The sequence below is a fragment of the Desulfoscipio gibsoniae DSM 7213 genome (genome assembly GCF_000233715.2).
Classification (GTDB): domain Bacteria; phylum Bacillota; class Desulfotomaculia; order Desulfotomaculales; family Desulfallaceae; genus Sporotomaculum; species Sporotomaculum gibsoniae.
In genome coordinates this window covers 4,368,583-4,392,639 of record NC_021184.1, presented here as the reverse complement: position 1 = coordinate 4,392,639, position 24,057 = coordinate 4,368,583, and the positions used below count along the sequence as shown (strand labels likewise).

Annotated in this window: 22 protein-coding genes and 1 other RNA gene; 21 read left to right on the top strand and 2 right to left on the bottom strand. The window is 48.1% G+C overall.

The window, feature by feature from the left end:
- Positions 1–29 precede the first annotated feature (29 nt).
- The 13 genes from rapZ to DESGI_RS20390 all read left to right on the top strand — a co-directional run bounded on the left by rapZ (position 30) and on the right by DESGI_RS20390 (position 17,471).
- Entirely contained in the window at positions 30–884 is an 855-nt protein-coding gene (gene rapZ / locus DESGI_RS20450; protein ID WP_041285757.1) for an RNase adapter RapZ, read from the top strand.
- A 151-nt stretch (positions 885–1,035) separates the two neighbouring features.
- A complete protein-coding gene (locus DESGI_RS20445; protein WP_006521396.1) occupies positions 1,036–2,415 on the top strand; it encodes a gluconeogenesis factor YvcK family protein in 1,380 nt (459 codons plus the stop codon).
- A 386-nt stretch (positions 2,416–2,801) separates the two neighbouring features.
- The gene (locus DESGI_RS20440) at positions 2,802–3,980 is read left to right on the top strand and encodes a cysteine desulfurase family protein (protein ID WP_006521397.1); all 1,179 of its coding nucleotides are present in this window, start codon (positions 2,802–2,804) and stop codon (positions 3,978–3,980) included.
- 34 nt (positions 3,981–4,014) lie between these two features.
- Entirely contained in the window at positions 4,015–5,199 is a 1,185-nt protein-coding gene (thiI, locus tag DESGI_RS20435) for a tRNA uracil 4-sulfurtransferase ThiI (RefSeq protein ID WP_006521398.1), read from the top strand.
- A 124-nt stretch (positions 5,200–5,323) separates the two neighbouring features.
- Complete coding sequence (gene whiA, locus DESGI_RS20430; protein WP_006521399.1) at positions 5,324–6,277, top strand: DNA-binding protein WhiA; 954 nt, start codon at positions 5,324–5,326, stop codon at positions 6,275–6,277.
- A 189-nt stretch (positions 6,278–6,466) separates the two neighbouring features.
- Positions 6,467–7,873, top strand: coding sequence for an RNA polymerase factor sigma-54 (gene rpoN / locus DESGI_RS20425; protein ID WP_006521400.1), 1,407 nt, complete (start codon positions 6,467–6,469; stop codon positions 7,871–7,873).
- A 167-nt stretch (positions 7,874–8,040) separates the two neighbouring features.
- Positions 8,041–9,072, top strand: a complete 1,032-nt coding sequence (gene gap / locus DESGI_RS20420) for a type I glyceraldehyde-3-phosphate dehydrogenase (protein WP_006521401.1) — start codon at positions 8,041–8,043, stop codon at positions 9,070–9,072.
- A 43-nt stretch (positions 9,073–9,115) separates the two neighbouring features.
- On the top strand, positions 9,116–10,300 hold the full coding sequence (locus tag DESGI_RS20415) for a phosphoglycerate kinase (protein WP_006521402.1): 1,185 nt from the start codon (positions 9,116–9,118) through the stop codon (positions 10,298–10,300).
- 81 nt (positions 10,301–10,381) lie between these two features.
- Complete coding sequence (gene tpiA, locus DESGI_RS20410) at positions 10,382–11,167, top strand: triose-phosphate isomerase (RefSeq protein ID WP_006521403.1); 786 nt, start codon at positions 10,382–10,384, stop codon at positions 11,165–11,167.
- A gap of 312 nt (positions 11,168–11,479) precedes the next feature.
- Positions 11,480–13,027, top strand: coding sequence for a 2,3-bisphosphoglycerate-independent phosphoglycerate mutase (gene gpmI / locus DESGI_RS20405; RefSeq protein ID WP_006521404.1), 1,548 nt, complete (start codon positions 11,480–11,482; stop codon positions 13,025–13,027).
- Positions 13,028–13,234: 207 nt separating this feature from the next.
- Complete coding sequence (gene eno / locus DESGI_RS20400) at positions 13,235–14,521, top strand: phosphopyruvate hydratase (RefSeq protein WP_006521405.1); 1,287 nt, start codon at positions 13,235–13,237, stop codon at positions 14,519–14,521.
- Between the two features lie 309 nt (positions 14,522–14,830).
- Positions 14,831–15,067 carry a preprotein translocase subunit SecG gene (gene secG, locus DESGI_RS20395; RefSeq protein WP_006521406.1) on the top strand — a complete coding sequence of 79 codons (237 nt, stop codon included), beginning with the start codon at positions 14,831–14,833 and terminating at the stop codon, positions 15,065–15,067.
- 265 nt (positions 15,068–15,332) lie between these two features.
- Complete coding sequence (locus DESGI_RS20390) at positions 15,333–17,471, top strand: sodium-translocating pyrophosphatase (protein WP_006521407.1); 2,139 nt, start codon at positions 15,333–15,335, stop codon at positions 17,469–17,471.
- 280 nt (positions 17,472–17,751) lie between these two features.
- Here DESGI_RS20390 and DESGI_RS20385 read toward each other — a convergent pair whose 3' ends face one another.
- Entirely contained in the window at positions 17,752–17,931 is a 180-nt protein-coding gene (locus DESGI_RS20385; protein ID WP_006521408.1) for a hypothetical protein, read from the bottom strand.
- Positions 17,932–18,163: 232 nt separating this feature from the next.
- Between DESGI_RS20385 and DESGI_RS20380 the strand changes: the two genes are divergently transcribed.
- From DESGI_RS20380 to DESGI_RS20360, 6 genes are all read left to right on the top strand, one after another.
- Positions 18,164–18,388 (top strand): hypothetical protein, encoded by a 225-nt coding sequence (locus DESGI_RS20380; protein WP_006521409.1) that lies wholly within the window; start codon positions 18,164–18,166, stop codon positions 18,386–18,388.
- A gap of 289 nt (positions 18,389–18,677) precedes the next feature.
- A complete protein-coding gene (locus DESGI_RS20375) occupies positions 18,678–19,094 on the top strand; it encodes a PaaI family thioesterase (protein WP_006521411.1) in 417 nt (138 codons plus the stop codon).
- Positions 19,095–19,115: 21 nt separating this feature from the next.
- On the top strand, positions 19,116–19,667 hold the full coding sequence (locus DESGI_RS20370; RefSeq protein ID WP_006521412.1) for an HD domain-containing protein: 552 nt from the start codon (positions 19,116–19,118) through the stop codon (positions 19,665–19,667).
- 148 nt (positions 19,668–19,815) lie between these two features.
- On the top strand, positions 19,816–20,274 hold the full coding sequence (gene smpB, locus DESGI_RS20365) for an SsrA-binding protein SmpB (protein ID WP_006521413.1): 459 nt from the start codon (positions 19,816–19,818) through the stop codon (positions 20,272–20,274).
- 114 nt (positions 20,275–20,388) lie between these two features.
- Positions 20,389–20,746, top strand: a transfer-messenger RNA (tmRNA) gene (gene ssrA, locus DESGI_RS24115).
- Positions 20,747–20,876: 130 nt separating this feature from the next.
- Positions 20,877–21,554 (top strand): tyrosine-type recombinase/integrase, encoded by a 678-nt coding sequence (locus DESGI_RS20360; protein ID WP_006521414.1) that lies wholly within the window; start codon positions 20,877–20,879, stop codon positions 21,552–21,554.
- Between the two features lie 221 nt (positions 21,555–21,775).
- On the opposite strand, the gene DESGI_RS20355 is transcribed toward DESGI_RS20360, so the two are convergent.
- Positions 21,776–22,444, bottom strand: coding sequence for a GntR family transcriptional regulator (locus DESGI_RS20355; RefSeq protein WP_006521415.1), 669 nt, complete (start codon positions 22,442–22,444; stop codon positions 21,776–21,778).
- Between the two features lie 176 nt (positions 22,445–22,620).
- On the opposite strand from DESGI_RS20355, the gene DESGI_RS20350 reads away from it, so the two are divergent.
- Together DESGI_RS20350 and DESGI_RS20345 are read left to right on the top strand one after the other, a co-directional pair.
- Entirely contained in the window at positions 22,621–23,262 is a 642-nt protein-coding gene (locus DESGI_RS20350; RefSeq protein ID WP_015618019.1) for a LysE family translocator, read from the top strand.
- Between the two features lie 184 nt (positions 23,263–23,446).
- Entirely contained in the window at positions 23,447–23,983 is a 537-nt protein-coding gene (locus DESGI_RS20345; RefSeq protein ID WP_157872834.1) for a GNAT family N-acetyltransferase, read from the top strand.
- Positions 23,984–24,057: the final 74 nt, after the last annotated feature.

Here is a 24,057-nt window from a genome sequence, read left to right as displayed (position 1 = left end):
AGAAAGGGTGGGTGTCATTGCCTGCACATATGGTTATCGTCACCGGGCTGTCCGGTGCCGGGAAAAGCCAGGCCTTGCGCTGCCTGGAGGATATGGGTTATTTTTGTGTGGATAATTTGCCGCCCACCTTAATCCCCAAATTTGCCGAACTTTGTGCACAAACTGACCGGGGGATTAATAATATAGCGTTAGTGGTAGATATACGAGGTGGGGAGTTTTTTCAGGCACTTTCCGAAGTGCTGGAGCAGCTGGAACAATGTGACATTGCCTACGAGATACTTTTTCTGGAAGCATCGGATGAGGTGCTGGTAAGGCGATATAAAGAATCGCGCCGCCGCCATCCCCTTGGTACTCACGGCGAAGTGCTGCGCAACATTCGGGAGGAACGGGTGTTGTTGGAGGAAATCAGGGGCCGTGCTGACAAAATCATTGATACCTCAAATTTAAAGCCTCAGCAGCTCAAAGGTAAGCTGGTAGACTTGTTCGGCAGCGACGGGGCTAGTTACCAGCTGCTGATTACCGTTATTTCATTTGGTTTTAAATATGGTATTCCTCTGGATAGTGACCTGGTAATTGATGTACGTTTCCTGCCCAACCCCTATTATGACCCGGCTATGCGGCCGTTGTCCGGTAATGATCCGGTTGTGCGTGATTTTGTATTTAACTCGCCGGTTACTACCAAATTTATGAATAAATTTACCGACCTGGTGGAGTTTCTCATCCCCTGCTATATCGATGAAGGCAAAACCACATTAATGATCGCCATCGGCTGCACCGGCGGCATGCACCGCTCCGTGGCCCTGGCCAACCATTTGGGGGAGATACTGCGGGGTAAGGAATACCGGGTTACGGTAAGTCACCGGGATATTGGCCGGGTAGGGTAGGTTTTGTCCATTTGCGTCCATAGCTTGGTAGAAGATATTAATTCAATTAGTTTGGAATTGTTGCTTTTAAGAATGTTACTGTTATTATCTTTATTCAGTATAGCAGCCGGGTTTTACTTTGCGGAAGGCATATGAGGGGAGCTAATAACATATGACTAAATGGCTGTACCCGGGCATGTTTATCAAGCGCTGGCTCTTCCTGGCACTGCTGGGGGGGATGCTGCTATCAGCCGGTGTTGTGCTAGCGATATTTTCTTTTTCCCCGGTCACGGTATCGCTGTGGGAAAGGCTGTTCAATACTATCACGAGCCAAAGCCGTTTGCAGTTACCCGGCCTTGTTTTTATGGCCGCCGGGGCTGCTTTACTGGTATATGGGCTGCGCCGGGCCTTGCATTCAGTGGTTAACGCCGTTATGCCCGGCGGAGACAGGCTGGTGGATGTGATCTATAACCGGCGCTGCCTGGAGAGGGGACCACGGGTGGTGGTCATCGGCGGCGGCACGGGTATTCCGGTTTTATTGCGCGGCCTTAAGCAATACACCGGCAATCTGACGGCCATTGTCACAGTGGCCGACGATGGCGGCAGCTCGGGCCGGCTGCGTGGCGATTTGGGTATACTGCCCCCCGGCGATATCCGTAATTGCCTGGTGGCTCTAGCCGACCGGGAACCGCTGATGGAGGAGTTGCTGCAGTATCGTTTTGCTGCGGGGGAGCTCAAGGGGCATAATTTGGGCAATCTTTTGCTTGCCGCCCTGTGTGGAATTAGCGGCGGCTTTGACCGGGCAGTCCGCGGTCTCAGCCGGGTGCTGGCGGTGCGGGGTCAAGTTTTTCCGGCTACCTTGGCTGATGTCCGGTTGTGTGCGGAAATGGAAGACGGTACAGTGGTTTGCGGGGAATCCAAGATACCTAAAAGCGGTAAGAAGATCAGGCGTGTATTTTTAGATCCGGGTAACTGCCGTCCTACGGAGGAGGCTTTGAAAGCTATCTGGGAGGCCGATGCAATTATTATGGGGCCGGGGAGCCTTTATACCAGCATTCTACCGGGGCTTTTGGTGCAGGGTATTCCCGAGGCCATAGCCAGGTCCAGGGCCGCGAAAATTTATGTATGCAATGTCATGACCCAGCCCGGCGAAACCGACGGCTACCCGGCCTCCCGCCACTTACAGGCTATCATTGAACACGCCGGTGCAATAATTGATTATATAGTGGTTAACACGGCAAGCGTACCGAACCGGTTGGCGGGACGGTATCGCAAAGAGGGTGCCGCGCCGGTTGAGGCAGATCTTGAAGTTATTCAAGAACTTGGGGTAACACCTGTTACCGGCAAGCTGCTGCAGGAGGGTGAAGTGGTGCGCCATCACCCCGACAGGCTGGCTCATTTGCTTATCAATCTAGTATATGGTGAGCGTCGCCATCCGGATCGGGTGGTTTATATAAACAATTATCTTCAGCCCAAAAAGGGCAATAGCGGGTTGGAAAGTGCGATGTGCCGTAAAGGCAATCAGGGGGGCGGAACTGGGTTTAAAAAATAAACCAGGCGAGATATAGTGGTATATATTATTGACGGATTATAGTTAAATAACCTGCTTAGGTTATGTCGAAAAGGCACCGGGGAAAGCTTCCGGTGCCTTGACTTATGATTAGCTGCTGTATATGGACATTTGTTGGCCTGCTGAGCGATTTGCCTTGTTTCACAAGCTTTTTTATTCAATACCATTGCTGTTGGTCTTGAATTATTATAAACAGTCGGATGGGATACGACCAAATGTGGAGTAAACCGGTCGGGTATATTTAATACTTATAGGCCGGTTTTTCTGTTGACTTACTGTTGCTTGACGCTGTTTGGTTTGCGGTATACTATGGAATAATATGAAATGCCGTATGACTTAATTAAGAAATCTTTGAGGAAGTGGCCATTATGACAGGGCGACAAGTATATCTGGATAACAGTGCTACCACCAGCCCATACCCCGCAGTGGTCCGGGCTGTGGTGGAGGCGATGGAAGAACATTACGGAAACCCCTCTTCGCTGCACAAAAAGGGTGTGGAGGCCGGCCGGGTGCTGAGCCGGGCGCGAGAAGCGGTGGCCGCTAGTCTGGGCGTGAGTCCCGGTGAAATTGTGTTCACCGGCGGGGGTACCGAGGCTATTAATTTAGCCATTAAGGGAGCGCCGCCCGGCCGGCGGGGGAGGCATGTGATAACCACGGTGGTGGAACACCCCGCCGTTTTAAATGCCTGCGGGCAGTTAAAAGAGCAGAATATCGAGGTAACGGTGCTGCCCGTCGATGGGCAGGGGTTGGTGGACCCCCTGCAGCTGCGGGAGGCCTTGCGGGATGATACTTATCTGGTAACGGTAATGTATGTGAACAACGAAGTGGGAGCGGTGCAGCCGCTGGATGAAATCGCCGGGGTGCTGGCCGATTTTCGTAAGGGCGGGCGCAAGTTACTATGGCATGTCGATGCAGTGCAGGCTTTTGGTAAGCTGTCCGTGCGGCCCGGGGAGCTGGGTGTGGATTTGCTGTCGGTGAGTGCCCACAAGGCGCACGGTCCCAAGGGGGTGGGGGCGCTATATGCGGCACAGCACATCCAGCTGCGACCCCTGGTGGCCGGAGGTGGACAGGAAAATGGCCGGCGCTCGGGCACTGAAAACGTGCCCGGTATTGCAGGCTTTGGCGCTGCGGCTGAAGTAATTAACCGGGAGATCAGGGGGACGGCGGAGAAAATATTTCCCTTAAAAAAAAAGCTGGTTGAGGGCGTACTGGCAGCTGTGCCCCGCGCGGTTTTAAACGGTCCCCCATGCTGGGAGGAGAACCAGCGCTGTGCTCCGCATATTGCCAACATTTCCTTTCCCGGGTTGCGGGGCGAGATACTGCTGCACTCATTGGAGGAGCGGGGTATTTATGTTTCCACCGGGTCGGCCTGTGCCAGCCGAAAAAATCCGGGCAGCCATGTACTAAAGGCTATGGGCGTTAATAGCGAGCTGCTGGAAGGGGCGGTGCGGTTCAGCCTGTCGTCTTTGACCACGGAAGAGGAAATTGCATACGCAGTGGAGCAAACGGCAGAGGTGGTCCGGGAATTGTATGACTTGTATAAATAGGATGTATTTTTGATGATGAAAGGGACGATGGACCATGTATAATACATATATGATTCGTTACGGGGAAATCGGGCTCAAGGGCAAAAACAGGCCGGCTTTCGAACGCAAGTTGATGGATAATATCAGCCGGGCGCTCAACAAATTGGGCTGGTCCCGGGTACTGCGGGTGTATGGCCGCATTTTGGTGGAAAGCGAAGCCGAGCCGGCCCGGGTGTTGGATATATTAAGCAAGGTTTTTGGCATTGTGGGAATCAGCCCGGCCCTTCGTCTGCCCCTGGACGAGCAAGCCATTTGTGACGGGGCGCTGGCTACTATTAAAGATGCCGCGGCCCGCGTTTCGCTGCCTGCCGGTACGCCGCTGACTTTTAAAGTAGAGGCCAGGCGCTCCAATAAACAATTCCCCCGTACCTCTCCGGAGCTTAACGGTCTTATTGGAGGATATTTGCTGGATCATTTTCCTGGCCTGCAGGTGGACGTGCATACCCCTCGGATCAGGGTGGGCGTTGAAATTCGTGAAAAAAACGCTTTTGTTTATGCCGATGATATACCGGGTGTGGGCGGTCTGCCCGTGGGGGTCAGCGGCAAGGCGATGCTGCTGCTTTCCGGGGGAATTGACAGCCCGGTGGCCGGCTGGATGGCCATGAAGCGGGGCATTGAAATTGAAGCGGTGCACTTTTATAGTTTTCCCTTTACCGGTGAAAAGTCTCTGGAAAAGGTACGTGACCTGTGCCGCATTTTAACGGGATACACAGCGCGAATTAAAATGCATGTAGTACATTTTACCGACATTCAAAAGGAAATTCAAAAAAACTGTCCCGAGGAACTGCGGGTGACTATTATGCGGCGCATGATGTTCCGCCTGTCTGCGCGGATTGCAGATAAACAGAGGGCGCTGGCAGTGGTAACCGGGGAAAGTGTGGGGCAGGTGGCCAGCCAAACGCTGGAAAGCATGCGGGTGATTAACCAGGTTATCGATATTCCCGTGCTGCGCCCGCTGGTGGGTATGGATAAGCTAGAGATTGTCAGCCGGGCGCAAGCTATCGGAACTTACGCAACATCGGTGCTGCCATATGAGGACTGCTGCACTTTATTTTTGCCTAAACATCCGGCGACTAGACCCCGCCTGGAGCAAGCGCTGGATGCCGAGCAGGGGTTGGATATAGAGGGTCTGCTGGCCGGGGCGCTGGAGCGGACAGTGATGGAAGAAATTATTCAGTAAACAGTGGGGCATTTGTAGGTATTATAGACATATTGATTGCCATTGGTGTTTCATAACTCATAAGATGAAGCTGGTCAATGAGTAATGCGCGGTTGTACCGGTTTTTCCTTTGGGGGTGGCCTGATTGAGTTTTTCCATACTGACAAAAAATGAACTGGCCAGGGTGATGGGCTCGCGGCAGTGCTGTAAAATGGCCGAGCTGCTTGCATTAATTAAAATGGACGGTTCCCTCCAGGTGAGCGGGCGGCAGATGTCGCTAAATATATTAAACCATAATGCTGCCGTAGCCCGTAAAGTTTTCAAGCTGGTTAAAGAGCTTTTTGGCATGCAGGCCGAGGTGCTGGTTAAAAAAAAGGTCCGCCTGCGTAAGAATAATGTTTATTGGGTACGCATACCGCCCCAGGAGGGCTTGCGGGATATGCTGGTGCGGTTGGGCTTGCAAAGGTTTGATGGGTCCCTGCGCGAAGATTTACTGCAGGATATGGTGAGTCGTAACTGCTGCCGGCGTGCTTACCTGAGGGGTGCTTTTTTGGGGGGCGGGTCAGTAAACAGCCCGGGTGGCAATTACCATATGGAAATTATTACTAGCAAGGGGCGGCATGCCGCCGATCTCTGTCGTTTGATGCAAAAGTTTGGACTGACAGCCAAAATCAGCAGGCGTAAAGCCTGGTTTGTCGTTTATTTAAAGGATAGTGAACAGATTGTGGAGTGCCTTAACCTTATGGGTGCTCACTCCGCGCTGCTGGAGTTTGAGAACACCAGGATATTTAAGGGTATGCGTAACCAGGTTAACCGGCTGGTCAATTGTGAAACCGCAAATTTGAATAAAACAGTGGATGCTTCGCTGCGCCAGATAGAAAGTATTGCCCAGGTAGCCAGGGTTATCGGCATCGATAAACTGCCCCTGGGGCTGAGGGAGATAGCTGAACTGCGCTTGAGTTTTCCGGATGCCAGCTTGAAAGAACTGGGTGAAATGGCCAACCCGCCGCTAGGTAAATCGGGGGTTAACCACCGCCTGCGCAAACTGGACCAGATGGCGGAAAAGCTGCGGGCCGGTGATATGCCGCCGGGTTTTTAAACGGATTTTTATTGTTGGGCGGGGGATGATTTTTGTTGGCTATTGTCATCGTTTCCCGGTTTGCAGAATATATTTGCATTAAAAAATTGCAGGCAGGATTTTTGCAGGTGTGTGTAGAATATATATATTTAAAGTATTTCAAATTTTATTGCAACTTATTGAAAATTTGCTAGGAGGAGTTATCTGGCTATGCGCATGGGTTATGGTCTCAACATCGTGCAAACTCAGAAACTAATTATGACTCCCGAATTGCGCCAGGCCATTACCGTTTTGCAGCTCTCTTCCCTGGAACTGGGCACGTATGTGGAGCAGCAGCTTCAGGAGAACCCGTTGCTGGAAATCGGGGAGGATTTCGAAAAGGTGAGCGTAGAAGAACACTTACCTGACGAATCAGGCGCCGGGGAAAAACAAAAGGAATACGATATAGACTGGCAGGATTATTTTCATGACAGCAGTGACCTGGGCATGTCCCGGTCCGAGGTGCGCCGGGAACAAAATGAATACAGTTATGAACATTATGTCACCCGTGCACCCAATTTAATAGAACACCTGATGCTGCAGCTGGGTCTGATCAGATGTGCCAAGCGTAAAAGGGACATTGCTGAATATATTATTGGTAATATCAATGATCATGGCTATCTCGGCTGTTCAATTGATGAAATAGCTAAACAAGTAGATGCGGTGGCTGATGAGGTGCTGGATGCATTGAAGATTGTGCAAGCCTTTGACCCGCCGGGAGTGGGGGCCCGCTCGCTGCAGGAATGCCTGCTGCTGCAATTGACTTACTTGGGAATTGATGACCCCCTGGCTCATGTGGTGGTGGAAAGGCATCTTATGGACCTGGCTGACGGTAAGTACAGCCGTATGGCCCAGGTGCTGGGCGTACCGGTGCAAGAGATTCAGCGGGTGGCCGACTTGCTGAAAACCCTGGACCCTAAACCCGGTCGCAATTTTAGCAATTTTAACGATAACCGGTATATTGTACCCGATATTGTGTTAAATAAAGTGGATGGTGAGTATGTAATTATCACCAATGATACTTCCGTGCCCCGCTTGACCATTAATAACACCTATCGTGCTGTGCTGGGTCAGGATAAGGGAGACAGCCAGACTAAAAAATTTGTGGAGCATAAATTGAATGCTGCGGCCTGGCTGATAAAAAGTATTGAGCAGCGACGCCTGACCCTGTACAAGGTTACTAAATGTTTGGTTGATCTGCAGCGGGACTTTCTGGATTATGGGGTTAAACATTTAAAACCGCTCAATCTTAAAACAGTGGCTGATATTGTGGGACTGCATGAGTCCACAGTGTCCAGGGCCACTTCGAATAAGTATATTCAGACTCCCCAGGGTGTTTTTGAAATGAAATACTTTTTCTCTTCCGGTTTAAATGCGGGAGGGTCCGCAGTTTCCGCTGAAAGCATCAAAAAAACATTGCGGGAGATTGTTGACGGGGAGGATCCCAAAAAACCGCTCAACGACCAGCAGATTGCGGATATACTTAACGGGCGGGGCGTTAAAATTTCCCGGCGCACGGTGGCCAAATATCGTGATGAAATGAATATACCGCCCATAAGAAAAAGAAAACGATACTAACGCACGCATTTTAAGGAGGAACTGCCCAGCGGTTCCTTTTTTTATTTTTTTTGTATTCTTGTATACAAAAAAGGAGGAAATAATTTATGGATTAGCGAATAGAGTATAGCATATTTAATAAATAAAACAGTAGTAATGTATACTATTGAAAGGAGTGGGTAGTAATAATGGCGGTGAAATTGGGGATTAACGGTTTTGGCAGAATTGGACGTTTAGTATTGAGAGCAGCATTGAGCCATCCGGAAATTGAGGTGGTGGCCGTTAATCATAAATCCCGAAGGCTGCCGGCAAACGATTTATTTGCCAGTACGCTTGCCCACACGCTAAAGTATGATTCTATTCACGGCAGGTTGAATGACGATATAAAGGGTTATGATGATACGATTGCCGTTAATGGCCAGCAATTTAAAGTGTTATCCGAAGGGGATCCTGCCGCGCTGCCCTGGGGAGAACTGGGCGTGGATATAGTGGTGGAATCCACCGGTAAGTTTAATGACTCTGAGAAGGCTTCGGCTCACCTGGCGGCAGGGGCTAAAAAAGTAGTTATATCCGCACCGGCCAAAGGAGAATGTTTAACATTAGTGATGGGGGTTAATGAGGAAAAATATGACCCCGCCGTGCATCATGTGGTGAGTAACGCCTCCTGCACCACCAACTGCCTGGCACCGGTGGCCAAGGTGTTGCTTAAAAAATTCGGCATTGTCAAAGGTCTGATGACCACGGTGCACGCGGTGACCAATAACCAGCAAATTCTTGATATGCCCAGCAAAGATATGCGCCGTAGCAGGGCGGCTTTTAACTCTATTATTCCCACCACCACCGGGGCGGCCCGGGCGGTGGCGCTGGTGCTGCCTGAGCTGCAGGGACGGCTCAATGGTATGGCCATGAGGGTGCCCACCCTCAATGTATCAGTGGTTGATTTAGTGGTGCAGCTGCAGAAAAAGGTAACCCGTGAGGAAGTAAACGAGGCTTTTAAAAATGCATCCGAGGGCGAGTTAAAGGGTATACTGGGTTACAGCGAACTACCCCTTGTTTCCATCGACTATAACGGTGACCCCCATGCCTCTATTGTGGATGCTCTTTCCACAATGGTGATTCAGGATGACATGGTCAAGGTGCTGGCCTGGTACGATAACGAGTGGGGTTATTCCAACCGGGTGGTAGATTTAGTAGAATACATTGCTAAAAGAGGATTATAATATTATCATAAGACGTGGTTAGTATTTCCGTAGGGGGGATCTTATGGCGAAAAAGACCGTCCGGGATGTGGATGTATCCGGTAAACGGGTGCTGGTACGGGTGGATTTCAACGTACCTCTGGATAAGGAGGGCCATGTAACCGATGATACCCGTATCAAAGCAGCGCTGCCCACCATCAAGTATCTGGCCGGAGAAAAAGCCAGGGTTATACTGATGTCGCACCTGGGCAGGCCCAAAGGGCAGGTTAATGAAAGTTACCGGCTGGATGCCGTAGCCGCCCGCCTGGAGCAGCTGCTGGGGGTTCCGGTGCGAAAAGCGGACGACTGTATTGGAGAGCAGGCCCGGCAGGCGGTGGAACAGTTGGGAGAAGGGGATGTGCTGCTGCTGGAGAATTTGCGGTTTCATCCCGGGGAAGAAAAAAACGATGCCGATTTTGCCCGCCAGCTGGCGGCTCTGGGCGACGTGCTTGTAAATGATGCCTTTGGTACAGCTCACCGGGCCCATGCATCCAACCAGGGCGTTGCGCAGTTACTCCCTGCGGTGGCCGGTTTTTTAATGGAAAAGGAAATTACCATGCTGAGCCAGGTGCTGGGCTCCCCTGGCCGCCCCTTTGTGGCCATTATGGGCGGAGCCAAGGTTTCCGATAAAATAGGTGTCATCGACAACCTTTTAAACAAGGTAGATGCCCTTTTAATTGGCGGCGGTATGGCGAATACTTTTTTCAAAGCCGGCGGCCTTACCATAGGCAAGTCATTATTAGAGGCTGATAAAGTGGAGCTGGCCGGGCAGTTGATGAAAAAGGCCCGGGAAAAAGGTGTAGACCTGCAGCTGCCAGTGGATGTGGTGGTGGCCCCGGCGGCATCGCCCGACGCTGATGCCCGCGTGGTGCCGGTAAGTGCTGTGCCCGGAGATTGTATGATACTGGATATAGGGCCGGAAACAGTGCAGAAGTTCGGTAATTTGCTTAAAGATGCCGTTACGGTAGTTTGGAACGGCCCCCTGGGCGTATTTGAAATGGAACCATTTGCTAAAGGTACCATGGGCATTGCCCGGGGGCTGGCGGATAGCAAGGCCGTCACTGTCATCGGCGGTGGTGATTCAGCGGCCGCGGTGGAAAAGGCCGGGGTGGCAGGCAGAATTACGCATATCTCCACCGGCGGCGGAGCGTCGCTCGAGTTTTTGGAGGGCAAAGAATTGCCCGGGGTGGCGGCTTTGCAGGATAAATAGGCTTGCTATACAGGTGGAAAACCCCATTTCGGGCATATGCCCGGGGCGGGGTCTTCTGCGGTATAAAGAGGAGTGTGTGCCATGCGTGTACCCATCATAGCGGGTAACTGGAAAATGTACAAGACCGTCGGTGAGGCGGTCAATTTTGTGCGCGAACTGGCCGGCTTGGTGGCCGGGGTGAGCGGTGTGGAAATAGTGGTCTGTCCGCCCTTTACAGCTCTGGCGGTGGTGGCCGCTCAGTTGCACAGCCAGGGAGGCAATATCGCCCTGGGGGCTCAAAATATGTACTGGGAGAATGAGGGCGCGTACACCGGGGAAATTGCCCCGGGTATGCTTAAGGAAGCCGGCTGCCGCTATGTTATTCTGGGCCACTCGGAGCGCCGGCAGTATTTCGGGGAAACTGACGTGACAGTGAATAAAAAGGTGCACGCCGCGCTGGCTCATAATTTGCTGCCCATTGTATGTGTGGGCGAGCGGCTGGAGGAGCGGGAGTCGGGCACCACAGAAGAAGTTGTGCGCGGGCAGGTGCAGGGCTCCCTGGCGGGATTAACCGCCCAACAGGTTGCAGGGCTGGTGGTGGCCTACGAGCCGGTATGGGCCATCGGCACCGGGCGCACGGCCTCGGCGGCTGACGCCCAGCAGGTGAACATGTTCATCCGGGGACTGCTCAGCGACCTGTTTGATGAAGCCGCGGCCGGGGCAGTTCGCATTCAATACGGGGGCAGTGTAAAGCCGGGCAACGCCGCCGAGTTGATGGCCCAGCCCGATATTGACGGAGCTCTGGTGGGCGGTGCCAGCCTGCAGGCTGACAGCTTTGCCGGTATTATTAAAAACGCTGTGGGGAACTCCGGCGCGGGGTGTCAGTGATTAACTTGGCCTTGAAAATTGAGGCTATTGTGGTATCACAAATGCTGCACTAAAAACCCCACAGGACTTTAATTTTGATACCGGGTGATTTTCGCCGGGTGTTAGATTAGTGCCGGTTTTTGTTAGATGATTGAGTTCTAGCAATTTAATGCCATATGGATATGTAAAGATGAAAGTTTAGACATGGTGATTGGCCACTTTCAAAAGTAAGTATTTACGTGTGGTATTTGATCTTATAAAAACAATTAATGATTGGATATGGTATTCGGTTAAAATGCTATATTGAACCAGGTTATAGAGGGAGGAAATGTTTTGGCTGCCAATAAACGGCCCCTGGCGCTCTTTATTTTGGACGGCTGGGGCCTGAGTGAAAAGAAAGAGGGCAATGCCATTGCCCTGGCTGAGACGCCCAACATGGACAAGCTGCTGGCGCAGTATCCCCACACTGTGCTGGGTACCTCCGGTGAAGATGTGGGGCTGCCCGAAGGTCAAATGGGCAATTCCGAGGTGGGACATTTAAACATGGGTGCCGGGCGGGTGGTCTACCAGGAATTGACCAGAATCAGCCGGGTTATCCGGGATCGCTCATTTTACGACAACCCGGTGCTGCTGGAGGCGATGGATAAAGTGCGGGATCGCAAATCCGCACTGCATTTGATGGGTTTGTTATCCGATGGTGGTGTGCACAGCCACATTGAACATTTATATGCCCTTTTGGAGCTGGCCCGTGACCAGGGTTTGTCACGGGTATTTGTGCATGCTTTTCTAGACGGCCGGGACGTGCCCCCGGCCAATGCACGGGATTACATAGTGCCACTTGTTGAACGCATGCGCAAGATTGAGACCGGGCAGGTGGCCACAGTAATGGGGCGTTATTATGCCATGGACCGGGATCGCCGCTGGGAGCGAACCAAAGATGCCTACTATGCTATGGTGCGGGGTGAGGGATACCGGGCTTCATCGGCACTGGATGCGCTGGAGCAGGCTTACGGGCGCCAGGAGACCGATGAATTTGTCAAGCCCACCGTGGTGGTAGACGGGCAGGGCAATCCCGTCGGCCGTGTAGCCGATGGCGACGCTATAATTTTCTTTAATTTCCGGCCCGACCGGGCCAGGCAAATCACCAGAGCCTTTGTGGACGAGGATTTCGATGGCTTTGAGCGGCCTGCCGACCGCCCCGGGGTGCATTATGTTTGTATGACCCAGTACGATAAAACAATCAATGCGCCGGTGACCTACCGTCCCCAGGTGCTGGTCAACACCCTGGGCGAAGTAATAAGTTATTATAATCTCAAACAGCTGCGTTTAGCTGAAACTGAAAAGTACGCCCATGTCACCTTCTTTTTTAACGGAGGTGTGGAAAAACCGAATAAGGGTGAGGACCGGGTATTAATCCCTTCACCTAAGGTGGCTACCTACGATTTACAGCCCGAAATGAGCGCGGAGGCAGTAACCGATGCTTTGCTGGATAAAGTAATGGAGCAGGAATATGATGTGATTATCGTCAATTATGCCAACCCGGATATGGTGGGACATACCGGGATACTGCCCGCGGCCATTAAAGCCGTGGAAACGGTGGACCGGTGCATTGGCCGGGCGGTACAGGCAGTGCAGCAGGCGGGCGGCCTGGTTCTGATTACCGCTGACCATGGCAACGCTGAGACGATGATCGGTGATGCCGGTGAACCGTTCACCGCCCATACAACAGACCCCGTGCCCTTTATACTAGTCAGCCGGGAACACCAAGACGCCAAACTGCGCCCCGGGCGTTTGGAAGACGTGGCGCCCACAATACTGAAGCTGCTCAATATTGAAAAGCCACCCGAAATGACGGGGCACAGCCTGCTGGAAGCAAATTAGCGGCGGTAAGCTAATGGTGCCGCGTCGGGTGCTGTCACTACTTCGCTTTGGTGCCGGGTGTTGAAAGGTTGAAAGTTGGAGGGTTTGGCAAAACAAGTGGTGGTACAGATTGCGCAAATAACTAATTGCTGGATTTTAGGACATGCTATTAAATGCAACGTTAATACAAGTTAATAAAATGTTATTATGTTCCGAGGAGGTTTTTAAATGTCTACCACGATAATTGATGTACTGGCCAGAGAGATACTGGATTCCCGGGGTAACCCCACCGTTGAGGTGGATGTAATGCTGGAGGACGGTACCCTGGGGCGGGCCGCGGTGCCCTCAGGCGCTTCCACCGGGGCTTATGAAGCTGTGGAACTGCGGGATGACGACCCCAAGCGCTATAAGGGTAAAGGTGTTACCAAAGCGGTAGAAAACGTTAACGAAACAATAGCTGCGGAAGTTATCGGCTTTGACGCCGTGGACCAGGCGGGCATTGATTTGACTATGATCGATTTGGACGGCACGCCCAACAAAGGCAAACTGGGGGCTAACGCCATTCTGGGCGTCTCCATGGCTGTGGCCCGGGCCGCGGCCAGGGCGCTGGATCTACCCTTGTACCGCTACCTGGGCGGGACGGGAGGTAGGCTGTTACCTGTACCCATGATGAACATATTAAACGGCGGCAAACATGCCGATAACAACATGGATATTCAGGAATTCATGGTTATGCCGGTGGGAGCCCCGAATTTTGCCGAAGCGCTGCGCATGGGAACAGAGGTTTTTCATACTCTGAAAAGCGTGCTGAAGAAAAAAGGTATGAACACCGCAGTAGGCGATGAAGGTGGATTCGCCCCCAACCTGGGCTCCAACGAGGAAGCCCTGGCGGTGATTGTGGAAGCCATTGAAGCGGCCGGATACCGGCCGGGGGAAGATGTGGCATTGGCCATTGATGCGGCGGCAACCGAATTTTTCAAAGACGGCAAATATGTGCTGGCCGGTGAGGGAGTAACTTATACGGCGGCGGAAATGATTGATTTTTATGCTCGCCTGGCTGAAAAATATCCTATTATATCCATAGAGGATGGTTTGGCGGAGGACGATTGGGATGGCTGGAAACAGTTAACCCAGCGCATCGGTGATAAAGTTCAAATTGTGGGGGACGATTTGTTTGTCACCAACACCGAGCGGCTGGCCCGGGGTATCGAATCCGGTACAGCCAATTCCATACTGATTAAACTAAATCAAATCGGTACCATTACTGAAACGCTGGCGGCCATTGAAATGGCTAAACAGGCCGGCTATACCGCCGTGGTATCCCACCGCTCCGGGGAAACCGAAGACTCCATTATTGCCGACCTGGTGGTAGGCATCAATGCGGGTCAAATCAAAACCGGTGCTCCTTCACGCACCGACCGGGTAGTAAAGTATAACCAGTTGCTGCGTATTGAGGAAGAACTGGCAGGTACGGCACTGTTCAAAGGCCGTCAGGTTTTTTATAACTTACATTAAGTTTCAAGCCGTTCTTAAACTAGCTAACCCTTACTTTCCATAAAACTGGTGTCCCCGACCGGGGACACCATATAATAAGGTTATGTTGTTGCCTAATGCTACCACAGTAGTTTTGTATAATTTTCCAAGTCATTATGCAATCAAGGCAATATATAATTAAGGTATGATAGTTAACAATAAATTGATGGGAATATATTGGTTTTAATACTGCCAGAAGTAAAATCGATACACATTTTAACTGGTACAATGGTGTTGCTTTATCTACCCCGGTATATTAAAATGTTTTTAAGTTAATAAGGGGGAGTAAAATTGGCTGTTGCCGAAATAATTCTAACTATTTTACAAGTAATCCTATGTTTGGGTGTTATAGCGGTGGTTTTGCTGCAATCAGGTAAGAGCGCCGGTTTATCCGGGTCTATTGCCGGTGGGGCTGAAACCTTTTTTGGCAAAAAAAAGGGCCTGGACGATTTTTTAGCTAAAATTACTGTCTTTGTAGCAATTGGATTTGCCGCCACCTCATTAATACTTGTAGTTATTTCAAAATAAAAAATCCGGGATAGTCCCGGATTTTTTATTCGCTTAAATTTAATGCCAGCGAAATGAACGTTATGCTTATGAATAGTATTAATTACGAATTGTTAAATTTTACACACTATGCTATAATTTTTGTGTGGACAATGGGTAAGCTGTTACAAAAAATCATTTGAAGGAGGTGAATTATATAGCCTAATGGCGTAAAGTAGGTTTAGTTAGTAGTTTTATTGTGGTCTTGTAAAAATGTTATTTTAGGGGAAGAGGAGGGTAATTATAAGTGGATTTTAATTTAACTTTGGCGTATTACGCCGCTGGAGCAGGCGCCCTTGCGCTCTTGTTCGCCCTTTTCACGATGTCCCAGGTGCTCAAAGAGAGCATGGGCACACCCAAAATGAAGCAGCTTTCCGAAGCTGTTCAAGAGGGTGCCATGGCGTACATGAACCGCCAGTACAAAACACTTGCACCATTTGCAATTGCAATTTTCGTATTATTATGGGCCGCAGAGTTATTTGTTGAACAAAAACCAGGTTCCCACCTACCCGTAGGTGCGGCATCCGCTATTTCTTTTGCGGTGGGTGCAATTTGCTCCGCCATCGCCGGTTATATCGGCATGAACAGTACTACCAAATCAAACGCCCGTACCGCTGAAGCTGCCCGTAGCTCCGGTTTGGGCAAAGCACTGCAGGTTTCCTTCCGCGCCGGCGCTGTTATGGGTCTGTCCGTGGCCGGTCTGGGTTTGCTGGGTGTTTCCGTGTTATTTATTATTTTCCAAAGCCCGCTGATTATTAACAGCTTCGCCTTTGGTGCATCTGTTATTGCATTCTTCGCCAGGGTCGGCGGTGGTATCTACACCAAAGCCGCTGACGTGGGTGCTGACCTCGTGGGTAAAGTTGAAGCCGGTATTCCGGAAGACGACCCGCGTAACCCCGCTACCATCGCTGACAACGTTGGTGACAACGTTGGTGACACCGCCGGTATGGGGGCTGACTTATTTGAATCCTATGCTGCCACTACCATTGCTGCCATGCTGATTGGTAACACACTGTTTGGTTTCTCCGGTGTTATCTTCCCGCTGCTGGTTGGTGCTGTTGGTATTATCGCTGCTATCCTCGGTACCTTTACCGTACGCACCAGTGAAGGCGGCAACCCGCAGGCTGCTTTGAACGTAGGCCTGTGGAGCACTAATATTATGACTTTGATTGGCACTTGGTTTGTGGCCAAGGCTATTTTCCCGGCTGACGGTATTGCTGAACCGACCGGCGTGGCCTTCGGCAATGTTTCGTTCGGTATTTTTATGGCTGTTGCAGCCGGTTTGATCGTTAACGTAGCTGTTGGTTGGCTTACTGAATACTACACAGCCAACAATAAACCTCCGGTGTTGAGAATTGCCGAAGCTTCCAAGTCCGGCCCGGCTACCAACGTAATTCATGGTCTGGCAGTGGGTATGGAATCTACATTTATCCCCATGCTGGTATTTGCCGGTGCTATTTACTTCTCCTTCTGGGCTGTGTTGTCGAACTCTCCTGAAGGCCAAGCCGCTCTGTGGTCCATCTATGGTATCGCCATGGCTGCTATGGGTATGCTCTCCACCGCCGGTATGGTTGTGGCTATGGACTCCTTTGGTCCTGTGGCTGACAACGCCGGTGGTATCGCCGAAATGGCCGAGCTGCCCCCCGAAGTTCGTGAGAAAACTGATAAACTGGATGCCGTGGGTAACACCACTGCCGCTATTGCCAAAGGTTTCGCCATTGGTTCCGCCGCTCTGACCGCTCTGGCTCTGTTCAGCGCTTTCGTTGACGGCGTTAAGCATAATCCCAACATGCAAGAAGGTCTTGCAGCTACCGGCGGAAACTTTATCGTTAACCTGACCGACCCCATGGTTCTGGTGGGTGTGTTCATCGGTGGCGCAGTTCCCTTCCTGATCGGTGCCCGCACCATGCGTGCTGTGGGTGAAGCTGCTTTCGGAATGGTGGAAGAAGTTCGCCGCCAGTTTCGTGAAATCCCCGGCATTATGGAAGGTACCGGCAAGCCTGACTACGCTCGCTGCGTGGACATCGCTACCCGTTCCGCTATCAGTAAAATGATCTTCCCCGGCGTTGTAGCCGTTATCGTTCCTCCTATCGTAGGTTTTGGCCTTGGTGCCATGGCTCTGGCCGGTTTCCTGGGCGGCCTGACCACCACCGGTGTGCTGCTGGCCCTGTTCCTGGCCAATGCCGGCGGTGCTTGGGACAATGCTAAGAAATACATTGAAGGCGGCGCACTGGGCGGTAAGAAGAGCGAGCCGCACAAAGCTGCTGTTATCGGTGACACCGTTGGTGACCCCTGTAAAGACACCTCCGGTCCCGCTATGAACCCGCTGATCAAAGTGGCAGGTACCATTTCCCTGATCCTTGGTCCCCTGCTCACCAGATTGTAATAAGCAAAAAAAGCCGGGCTTTGTGCCCGGTTTTTTTTTGCCCTTTGCTGCTTAATGGTAATTGGTTTTTATAAGCTTTTGTAATGGTAATTGAAATAACAAAAGCAATATGTTACGTAAAATATTGTTTTATAATTTTATAATCAGATGATATCAAGTTGATAATGAAACCTTCAGTTAGAAATTCGGGGTGCAGGCGGAGGTATTTTGAGCGTTAGAAACAAAGCATCGCGGCATGATGATTTAATACGGCGGATACGTTGTTGCATTAGCCGGTCAGCTACTTACCGCCCAGAGGTGCAAACATAGATAAAAAAGCCGCCAAGACCAGTAGTGCCAAAGTAATAATGCGCCAAATGCGCACACCCCTTGTGCGTATTTTTCTCTTACTCATGGGTATCAGGCTGGCTGCAAAAACAAAGGCAATTAAAGCGACGATTAATGTCAAGCTGTTTTCCACTGAATATCCTCCCCCAAAATTGATGATCATGTCAAAATTATAAATGTAAAATTATATCAGGTTTTCAAGGTCGGTAAAAGCATGCATGCCTCACCGCTTTGTTAAAGTGATTATAAAACTTTTTGTTTTGAAATACCAGCCTTTGATGTTAAACGGAAAACATTAAGATATTTGTATACTTATTTATAACCCGGGCACAATAATGATAAATACAAGAGCGGAGGGGGTTTTTTTGGATTATAGTGATCCCGGACAGCGTTACAATAAGGGTATGAGCTATGATGAAAAAATTAACTTTTCATACGAGCTGGAACAAGAGATTGTGGAAAACAAAGAAGAGCTTGCCGGGCTAAAAGAACACGTTGAAGATGATGAACGTATAGAAGATTTGGAAGAACGCATTAGAAAAAGTGAAAAACTGCTGCAGGATGTGCAAAACGATATCCACAGGCTTTAGTTGCCAGCTGTGGAGTTGCAAACTGTGGTTGCCCGTTCCCGGCTTTTGCCGGGTTTTTGTTTTGTTACGGTGATTATAATAAAAGTATTGATATATGGAAAAAATTGACTCGTTAAGGGCTATGCCATGTGTACCGTGAAACTGCTTATGGAGAATATATATGCCTTACGCCCGCCAGGATCTTCGGTGCAGGAAAGAATGACTGGCTATTTTATAAGTTTCGCCTTGCAGGTAACTATTGCCACAGTGGGGTATAATATGTAATGATAGTGTCCTGGGGGTGAAGCTTTTGCAAAGTAGAGTCAGGGGCAGCGATCATATGTGCTTTGGCTGTAGCCCGGCTAATCCGATTGGCCTTAAGCTAAAATTTAAAATGGATGGCGACTTGTGTCGTACTGAGTTCGAAGCAGGGGAAGAGCATCAGGGCTGGACAGGCTATATGCATGGTGGTCTAATTACTGCTTTGCTGGATGAAACAATGGTCTGGTGGCTATGGTTGAAGGATATTTCAATTATGACGGTGGAAATGAACACCCGCTACAGCATTGGGGTGCCTATAAAAACCAAGCTAGTAATTGAATCGTGGTGCGAAGAGGAGAAAAAAGGACGCTTATTTTTAATGGCCGGGCGGATAGTGCTGCCAGACGGTAAAGTGGCCGTTAAAGCCAGCGCCAAGTTTATGAGAGTTGATCCGAAGCAAATATAAATATGGTTGGAGGTAATCAGTATGACCAGAGAAGAGGCATACAAACTTTTAAAGCAGCATTTGAAGAATAAAAATTTAATTAAACACTCACTGGCTGTGGAGGCCGTAATGCGGCACCTGGCCAAGCATTTTAACGAAGACGTGGAAAAGTGGGGCCTGGCAGGACTGTTGCATGATATTGACTACGACCGTACGAAAGGCGACCCGCAAAGACATAGCATGGAGGGCGCGGATTTACTGGCGGAACAAGGTCTGTCCGAAGATATAGTTTATGCTGTACGGGTACATAACGAAGCGCATGGCTTGCCCCGCAATACGCTTATGGACAAGGCTTTGTACTCCACCGATCCGCTAACGGGATTAATCGTAGCGGGAGCGCTGATTAGGCCGGAGAAAAAGCTGACGGCTGTAGATGTGGAATTCCTGAGAAAAAGGTTTGGAGAAAAGGCTTTCGCTCGTGGTGCAAACCGTGAAATAATTGCCGCCTGCTCGGAAATGGGCCTGGAACTTGAGGAGTTTCTTGCTCTGGGGCTGGAAGCTATGCAGGGTATTGCAGATGAAATGGGGTTGTAACCGGTTGACAAATAAACAGATAATGATATAATTAATAATTACCTGATATCATTAGATGATATATGTAAGGTATCATTGAAACATTAAGCGGATTAACAAGCCCTAGCCTTTAAAAATCGGCAGGGCTTTGATTATCGAGGTGATTATCATGTCGGCCAAAGCCATAGTTAACCGCAAGGCACGCCATGAATATCATATTGATGAAACCTACGAGGCCGGTATTGCCCTGTCTGGTACGGAAATTAAGTCCATCCGAGCCGGCAAGGCCAATTTGCAGGACAGCTATGCCCGGATTGAAAATGGCGAACTGGTGTTGTATAATATGCATATCAGTCCTTATGAACAGGGCAACCGGTTTAATCACGAGCCCAAGCGGCCGCGCAAGTTACTGATGCACAAGCGAGAAATCATGCGATTGTACGGTCAGACCAGGGAAAAAGGTCTTTCTCTAATTCCCCTTAAGGTATATTTTAAAAATGGTAAGTGGGCTAAAATCGAGCTGGCTCTGGCAAGGGGCAAAAAGAAGTTTGACAAGCGGGAAGACATCGCGGCCCGGGACGCCAAAAGGGAAATGGACCGGGCTATGAAGGACCGGCAGAGGCAGTAGTTGTGTGGATTTAGCTACGTGAAACTTGGTTGCACAAGCTTAGCTGTGCAAGTTTTATATAATAGTAATGCAACCTAATTTAACAAATTTATGCATATTTGATATTTTAATTATGGGGGCGAAATGGTTTCGACGGGGGAAGTTGTGGCAGGATAAGCGAGCCGGGGTTCCATCAGCCCGTTAAACGGTGGACAGTTAATATAACTGCCAACGAAGAAAATTACGCTCTAGCTGCCTAATTGCAGCTAGCATCCCACCCGCACTTGCCTGTGGAGCGGATCATGGGGTGTCATATTAGCAGGCTTACTCTTTAGCCAATTCTCGGAGGCTAAAGAGGACATTCATCGAGATAGCTCCAGCGAAGCCTGGTTGTGGGCGCCAACGGAGCGAAGTTTAAAACACAATCTATGCTCGTAGAAGGTCTTGTGGCTCTTCTTTCGGACGGTGGGTTCAACTCCCCCCGCCTCCACCAAAAACCTAGTAATATCAAGGGTTTCAGGGTTTCCAATACGAGGCAAAAATTGCCGAGTTCGATGGAGTAAAAAAACCTAATTTTAGTCATTCGAACACCCCGGTTAAATGTGAAGAAGGGGTGTTTTTTCATGTCCGTTTCCAAGAAAAAAACCAGGGTGATAAAACTGGTTGAAGACCATGAAACAACCTGGGAAGAGGCTCTCAAAGAATACTTATTATGGAAAAAAGCTGAAGGAAGGTCAGAACGGACTTTAAAAGATTACGGCTTCCATGTAAAAATATTTTTCACCCGTTTTACTGGCAACCCGTTATCCGATTATGAATTACTTGAAAGAAATATAATTGAATATATGGCCGAAGACGTTAAACCGGCCTATTACAACAACAAGCTGGTATATTTGAAAACATTCTTTGGCTGGTGTGTTAAGAAAAAATATTTGTCGGGAAACCCCCTAAATGATTTTAAACGGCGGAAGGCAGATTCCAGGATTGTACAGATTGAGCCGGAGTTTATAAAAAAATTACTATCATTGCCTGACCAAAAAACTTTTCCAGGACTACGCGATTATTCACTTATATTGCTTCAACTTGATACTGGTATCAGACCTAAAGAGGCATTATCATTACTTGTTACAGACATAAACTTTAACTCGTTGGAGGTTTATGTAAGGGCGGAAAATGCTAAAACAAGAATTGCCCGGACACTGCCAATAAGCCTAATTACGGCCAAAGCAATCCAGAAATTAATAGTCGCCCAAAGGGGATTTTGTTTTTGGTTATATTACAGTAATTCCGAAATCAGTTAATGTGCATTTCCTTTCATATATATGATAAATTCTAGCTATTACATTCATATAATCTATATTAAATGATTTATACTTTTATATTTCTAGGTTGCAATCACTAATACCGGGTGATAAGCATGGCTGCTTGCATCATTCACACAGATAGGGTTACCCTGACACTAACATTGAGGGAAGACACGGTATTATCACGACATTAAGTTAATGTAGTTAACTAATGTCTATTATTTTAAGCTATTGTTATATTGAAAAAAATCATCAATAGGTCTTAACCAGTTGTTTTTCATAACCTTAGAGGCTAACTCTTTATCTCTATTTTCAAATGCTTTAATAATTACCTCATGCTCCTCAATAGAAGTTTTTGATAATATGATAGTCTTATAGAAAAATAAACGGCGAACATGGGCTTGGAGCATTGCAATAATATTCATCATATATGGGTTATTGATTATTTTAACAATACATTCATGGAACTGCTCGTCGAGTTTTAGAGCAGAATAATAATCGGAGATAGATAATGCATCCGCAAAAGCCTTGTTAATACTCCGTAACTGTTCAAATGTTTTTTCATCAATGATAGAAGTAGCCAACTCAGCAGATAAAGCCTGCAACACAGCCAACGGCGGTAGTACTTTTGAAATATCCTTCGGCTCAATTACGGTGACTCTTGTTTCCTTGCCAGGATACATTTCTACAAAGCCTTGAGTCGCAAGTAGTTGTAATGCTTCACGAACAGGTGTGCGACTTATTCCTAAAGCCCTGGATAGTTCTGTATCATTTAGCTTTTCTCCTGCGTGAAGAGTACCATCTATAATCCATGCTTGCAGTTGAGAGAAAGCACGGTCTTTGGCGGATAATCGAGCAGGTGTCTCAAAGTTTTCAGGTACTGGCATAGAAGCTCACACCTTTCTTTAATAGGTTAATTGTAATTTCTAGTATATTACATCTAAATATTTAATGCAAATATGTAGCATGTAATATATTGCATACTGCCAAATAGTGTGCTACAATCAAACCATTACATTTCCATATATTTTTTGGGGCGGGAGGGGGTCATTAATTGTAAAATATGCAAAATATTGTTTCTTATTTAACGATTACAACAGTGATGGTTATGATGCCCGGTACAGATACTACGATGGTGGTTAAAAATACCTTGGCAAAAGGAGTTAAAGGCGGTCAGGCAACTACTCTTGGAATTGCTTCAGGACTTGTTGTGCATACAATGACGGCAATATTGGGACTTTCTGCAATTATATCAAGCTCGCCTCTATTGTTTGAAATAATCAAATATGCAGGCGTGGCATATCTATTTTATCTTGGTGTTACCACGCTGGTTTCCACTAAGCGTGGGTTGGCTTCCACAATTGCCACGACAAGCAATGAAGTGGTAACTGATATTGACTATAGCCAAAACAAATCCAGTTATATACAAGGTTTATTTTCAAACGTTTTAAACCCGAAGTCTTTTGTTTTTTATTTCACTTTCCTTCCACAATTTATTGAAACAAATAAAAATTATTTTACACAACTTGTATTTCTTGCAAGCATTCTAATAATTTTTGCTATGGTATGGTTCTTTATTTTGACCTTTCTTCTTGACCTTGTCAGAGTCTGGCTCAAAAAACCTATTATCATAACTACTATTCAACGTGTCTTAGGTGGAATATTGATTATTTTTGCATTTAAGCTAGTATTGGAAAAGATATAACAAAGATGATTGTAATAATTAAATCAATTTGAATTTGTGGGCGAACAACACATACATATCCACGGGTAATTAGAGCAAAGAAGATACTAAATTTATTTACTCTATTATAAATAATGGACTAACCCATATTAGGAAAAGGCACGATGTAAAGCATGTTATTAACCATTCATTAGGTGCTTAGTTTGTGAATGAAGGAAATATTCCGATGAAAATAAGCGTTATTAGAACTACGAGAACCGGCCTCAAAATTTTGCTTAGGCCAGTTGAAGAAACAGATAAATTGTTAGTTAAAGATTTTTTAAATAATCTTTCAGTAGAAAGCCTACGCTACCGTTTTTTATCATTATTAAATAATATGTTAGATGACTTTTTGTCAAAATTTTTTATTTTTAATTTTAACTTAGAAATAAAAATTTTGGTCTTAATTGAGAGAAATAAAAAGGAAGAACTTGTAGGAATCGGACAGTTTCATATAGATTCAGATGATTCTTTAGCCGAAGTTGCCCTTGTCGTAAGTGATAATTATCAGAACAAAGGAATTGGCAGGGAATTATTAACATACATGATGCAACTTGCAATAAATAGGGGACTGAAAGGCTTTGAGGGCATTGTACTGACGAACAACAGGTCAATACTACACATATGCGCAACAATGGGTTTTGGTACTTTTGAAAAAACACTTAGATCGCACGGAGTGTATGAATTAAAAATGTATTTTTGATTAACCGCAACCTTTTGCAAATATTGGTATTGACAAGTCGATTGCTGGCCTTAAAATACTGGGCAGGGAAGAAA

Bases quoted from the DNA above. Each gene is read 5' to 3' on its own strand.
- thiI (WP_006521398.1), top strand. From the start codon at position 4,015: ATGTATAATACATATATGATTCGTTACGGGGAAATCGGGCTCAAGGGC.
- rpoN (WP_006521400.1), top strand. From the start codon at position 6,467: ATGCGCATGGGTTATGGTCTCAACATCGTGCAAACTCAGAAACTAATT.
- smpB (WP_006521413.1), top strand. From the start codon at position 19,816: ATGTCGGCCAAAGCCATAGTTAACCGCAAGGCACGCCATGAATATCAT.
- DESGI_RS20445 (WP_006521396.1), top strand. From the start codon at position 1,036: ATGACTAAATGGCTGTACCCGGGCATGTTTATCAAGCGCTGGCTCTTC.
- DESGI_RS20350 (WP_015618019.1), top strand. From the start codon at position 22,621: ATGCAAAATATTGTTTCTTATTTAACGATTACAACAGTGATGGTTATG.
- DESGI_RS20355 (WP_006521415.1), bottom strand. From the start codon at position 22,444: ATGCCAGTACCTGAAAACTTTGAGACACCTGCTCGATTATCCGCCAAA.
- DESGI_RS20370 (WP_006521412.1), top strand. From the start codon at position 19,116: ATGACCAGAGAAGAGGCATACAAACTTTTAAAGCAGCATTTGAAGAAT.
- DESGI_RS20360 (WP_006521414.1), top strand. From the start codon at position 20,877: ATGTCCGTTTCCAAGAAAAAAACCAGGGTGATAAAACTGGTTGAAGAC.
- DESGI_RS20440 (WP_006521397.1), top strand. From the start codon at position 2,802: ATGACAGGGCGACAAGTATATCTGGATAACAGTGCTACCACCAGCCCA.
- eno (WP_006521405.1), top strand. From the start codon at position 13,235: ATGTCTACCACGATAATTGATGTACTGGCCAGAGAGATACTGGATTCC.
- rapZ (WP_041285757.1), top strand. From the start codon at position 30: ATGGTTATCGTCACCGGGCTGTCCGGTGCCGGGAAAAGCCAGGCCTTG.
- DESGI_RS20415 (WP_006521402.1), top strand. From the start codon at position 9,116: ATGGCGAAAAAGACCGTCCGGGATGTGGATGTATCCGGTAAACGGGTG.
- gap (WP_006521401.1), top strand. From the start codon at position 8,041: ATGGCGGTGAAATTGGGGATTAACGGTTTTGGCAGAATTGGACGTTTA.
- tpiA (WP_006521403.1), top strand. From the start codon at position 10,382: ATGCGTGTACCCATCATAGCGGGTAACTGGAAAATGTACAAGACCGTC.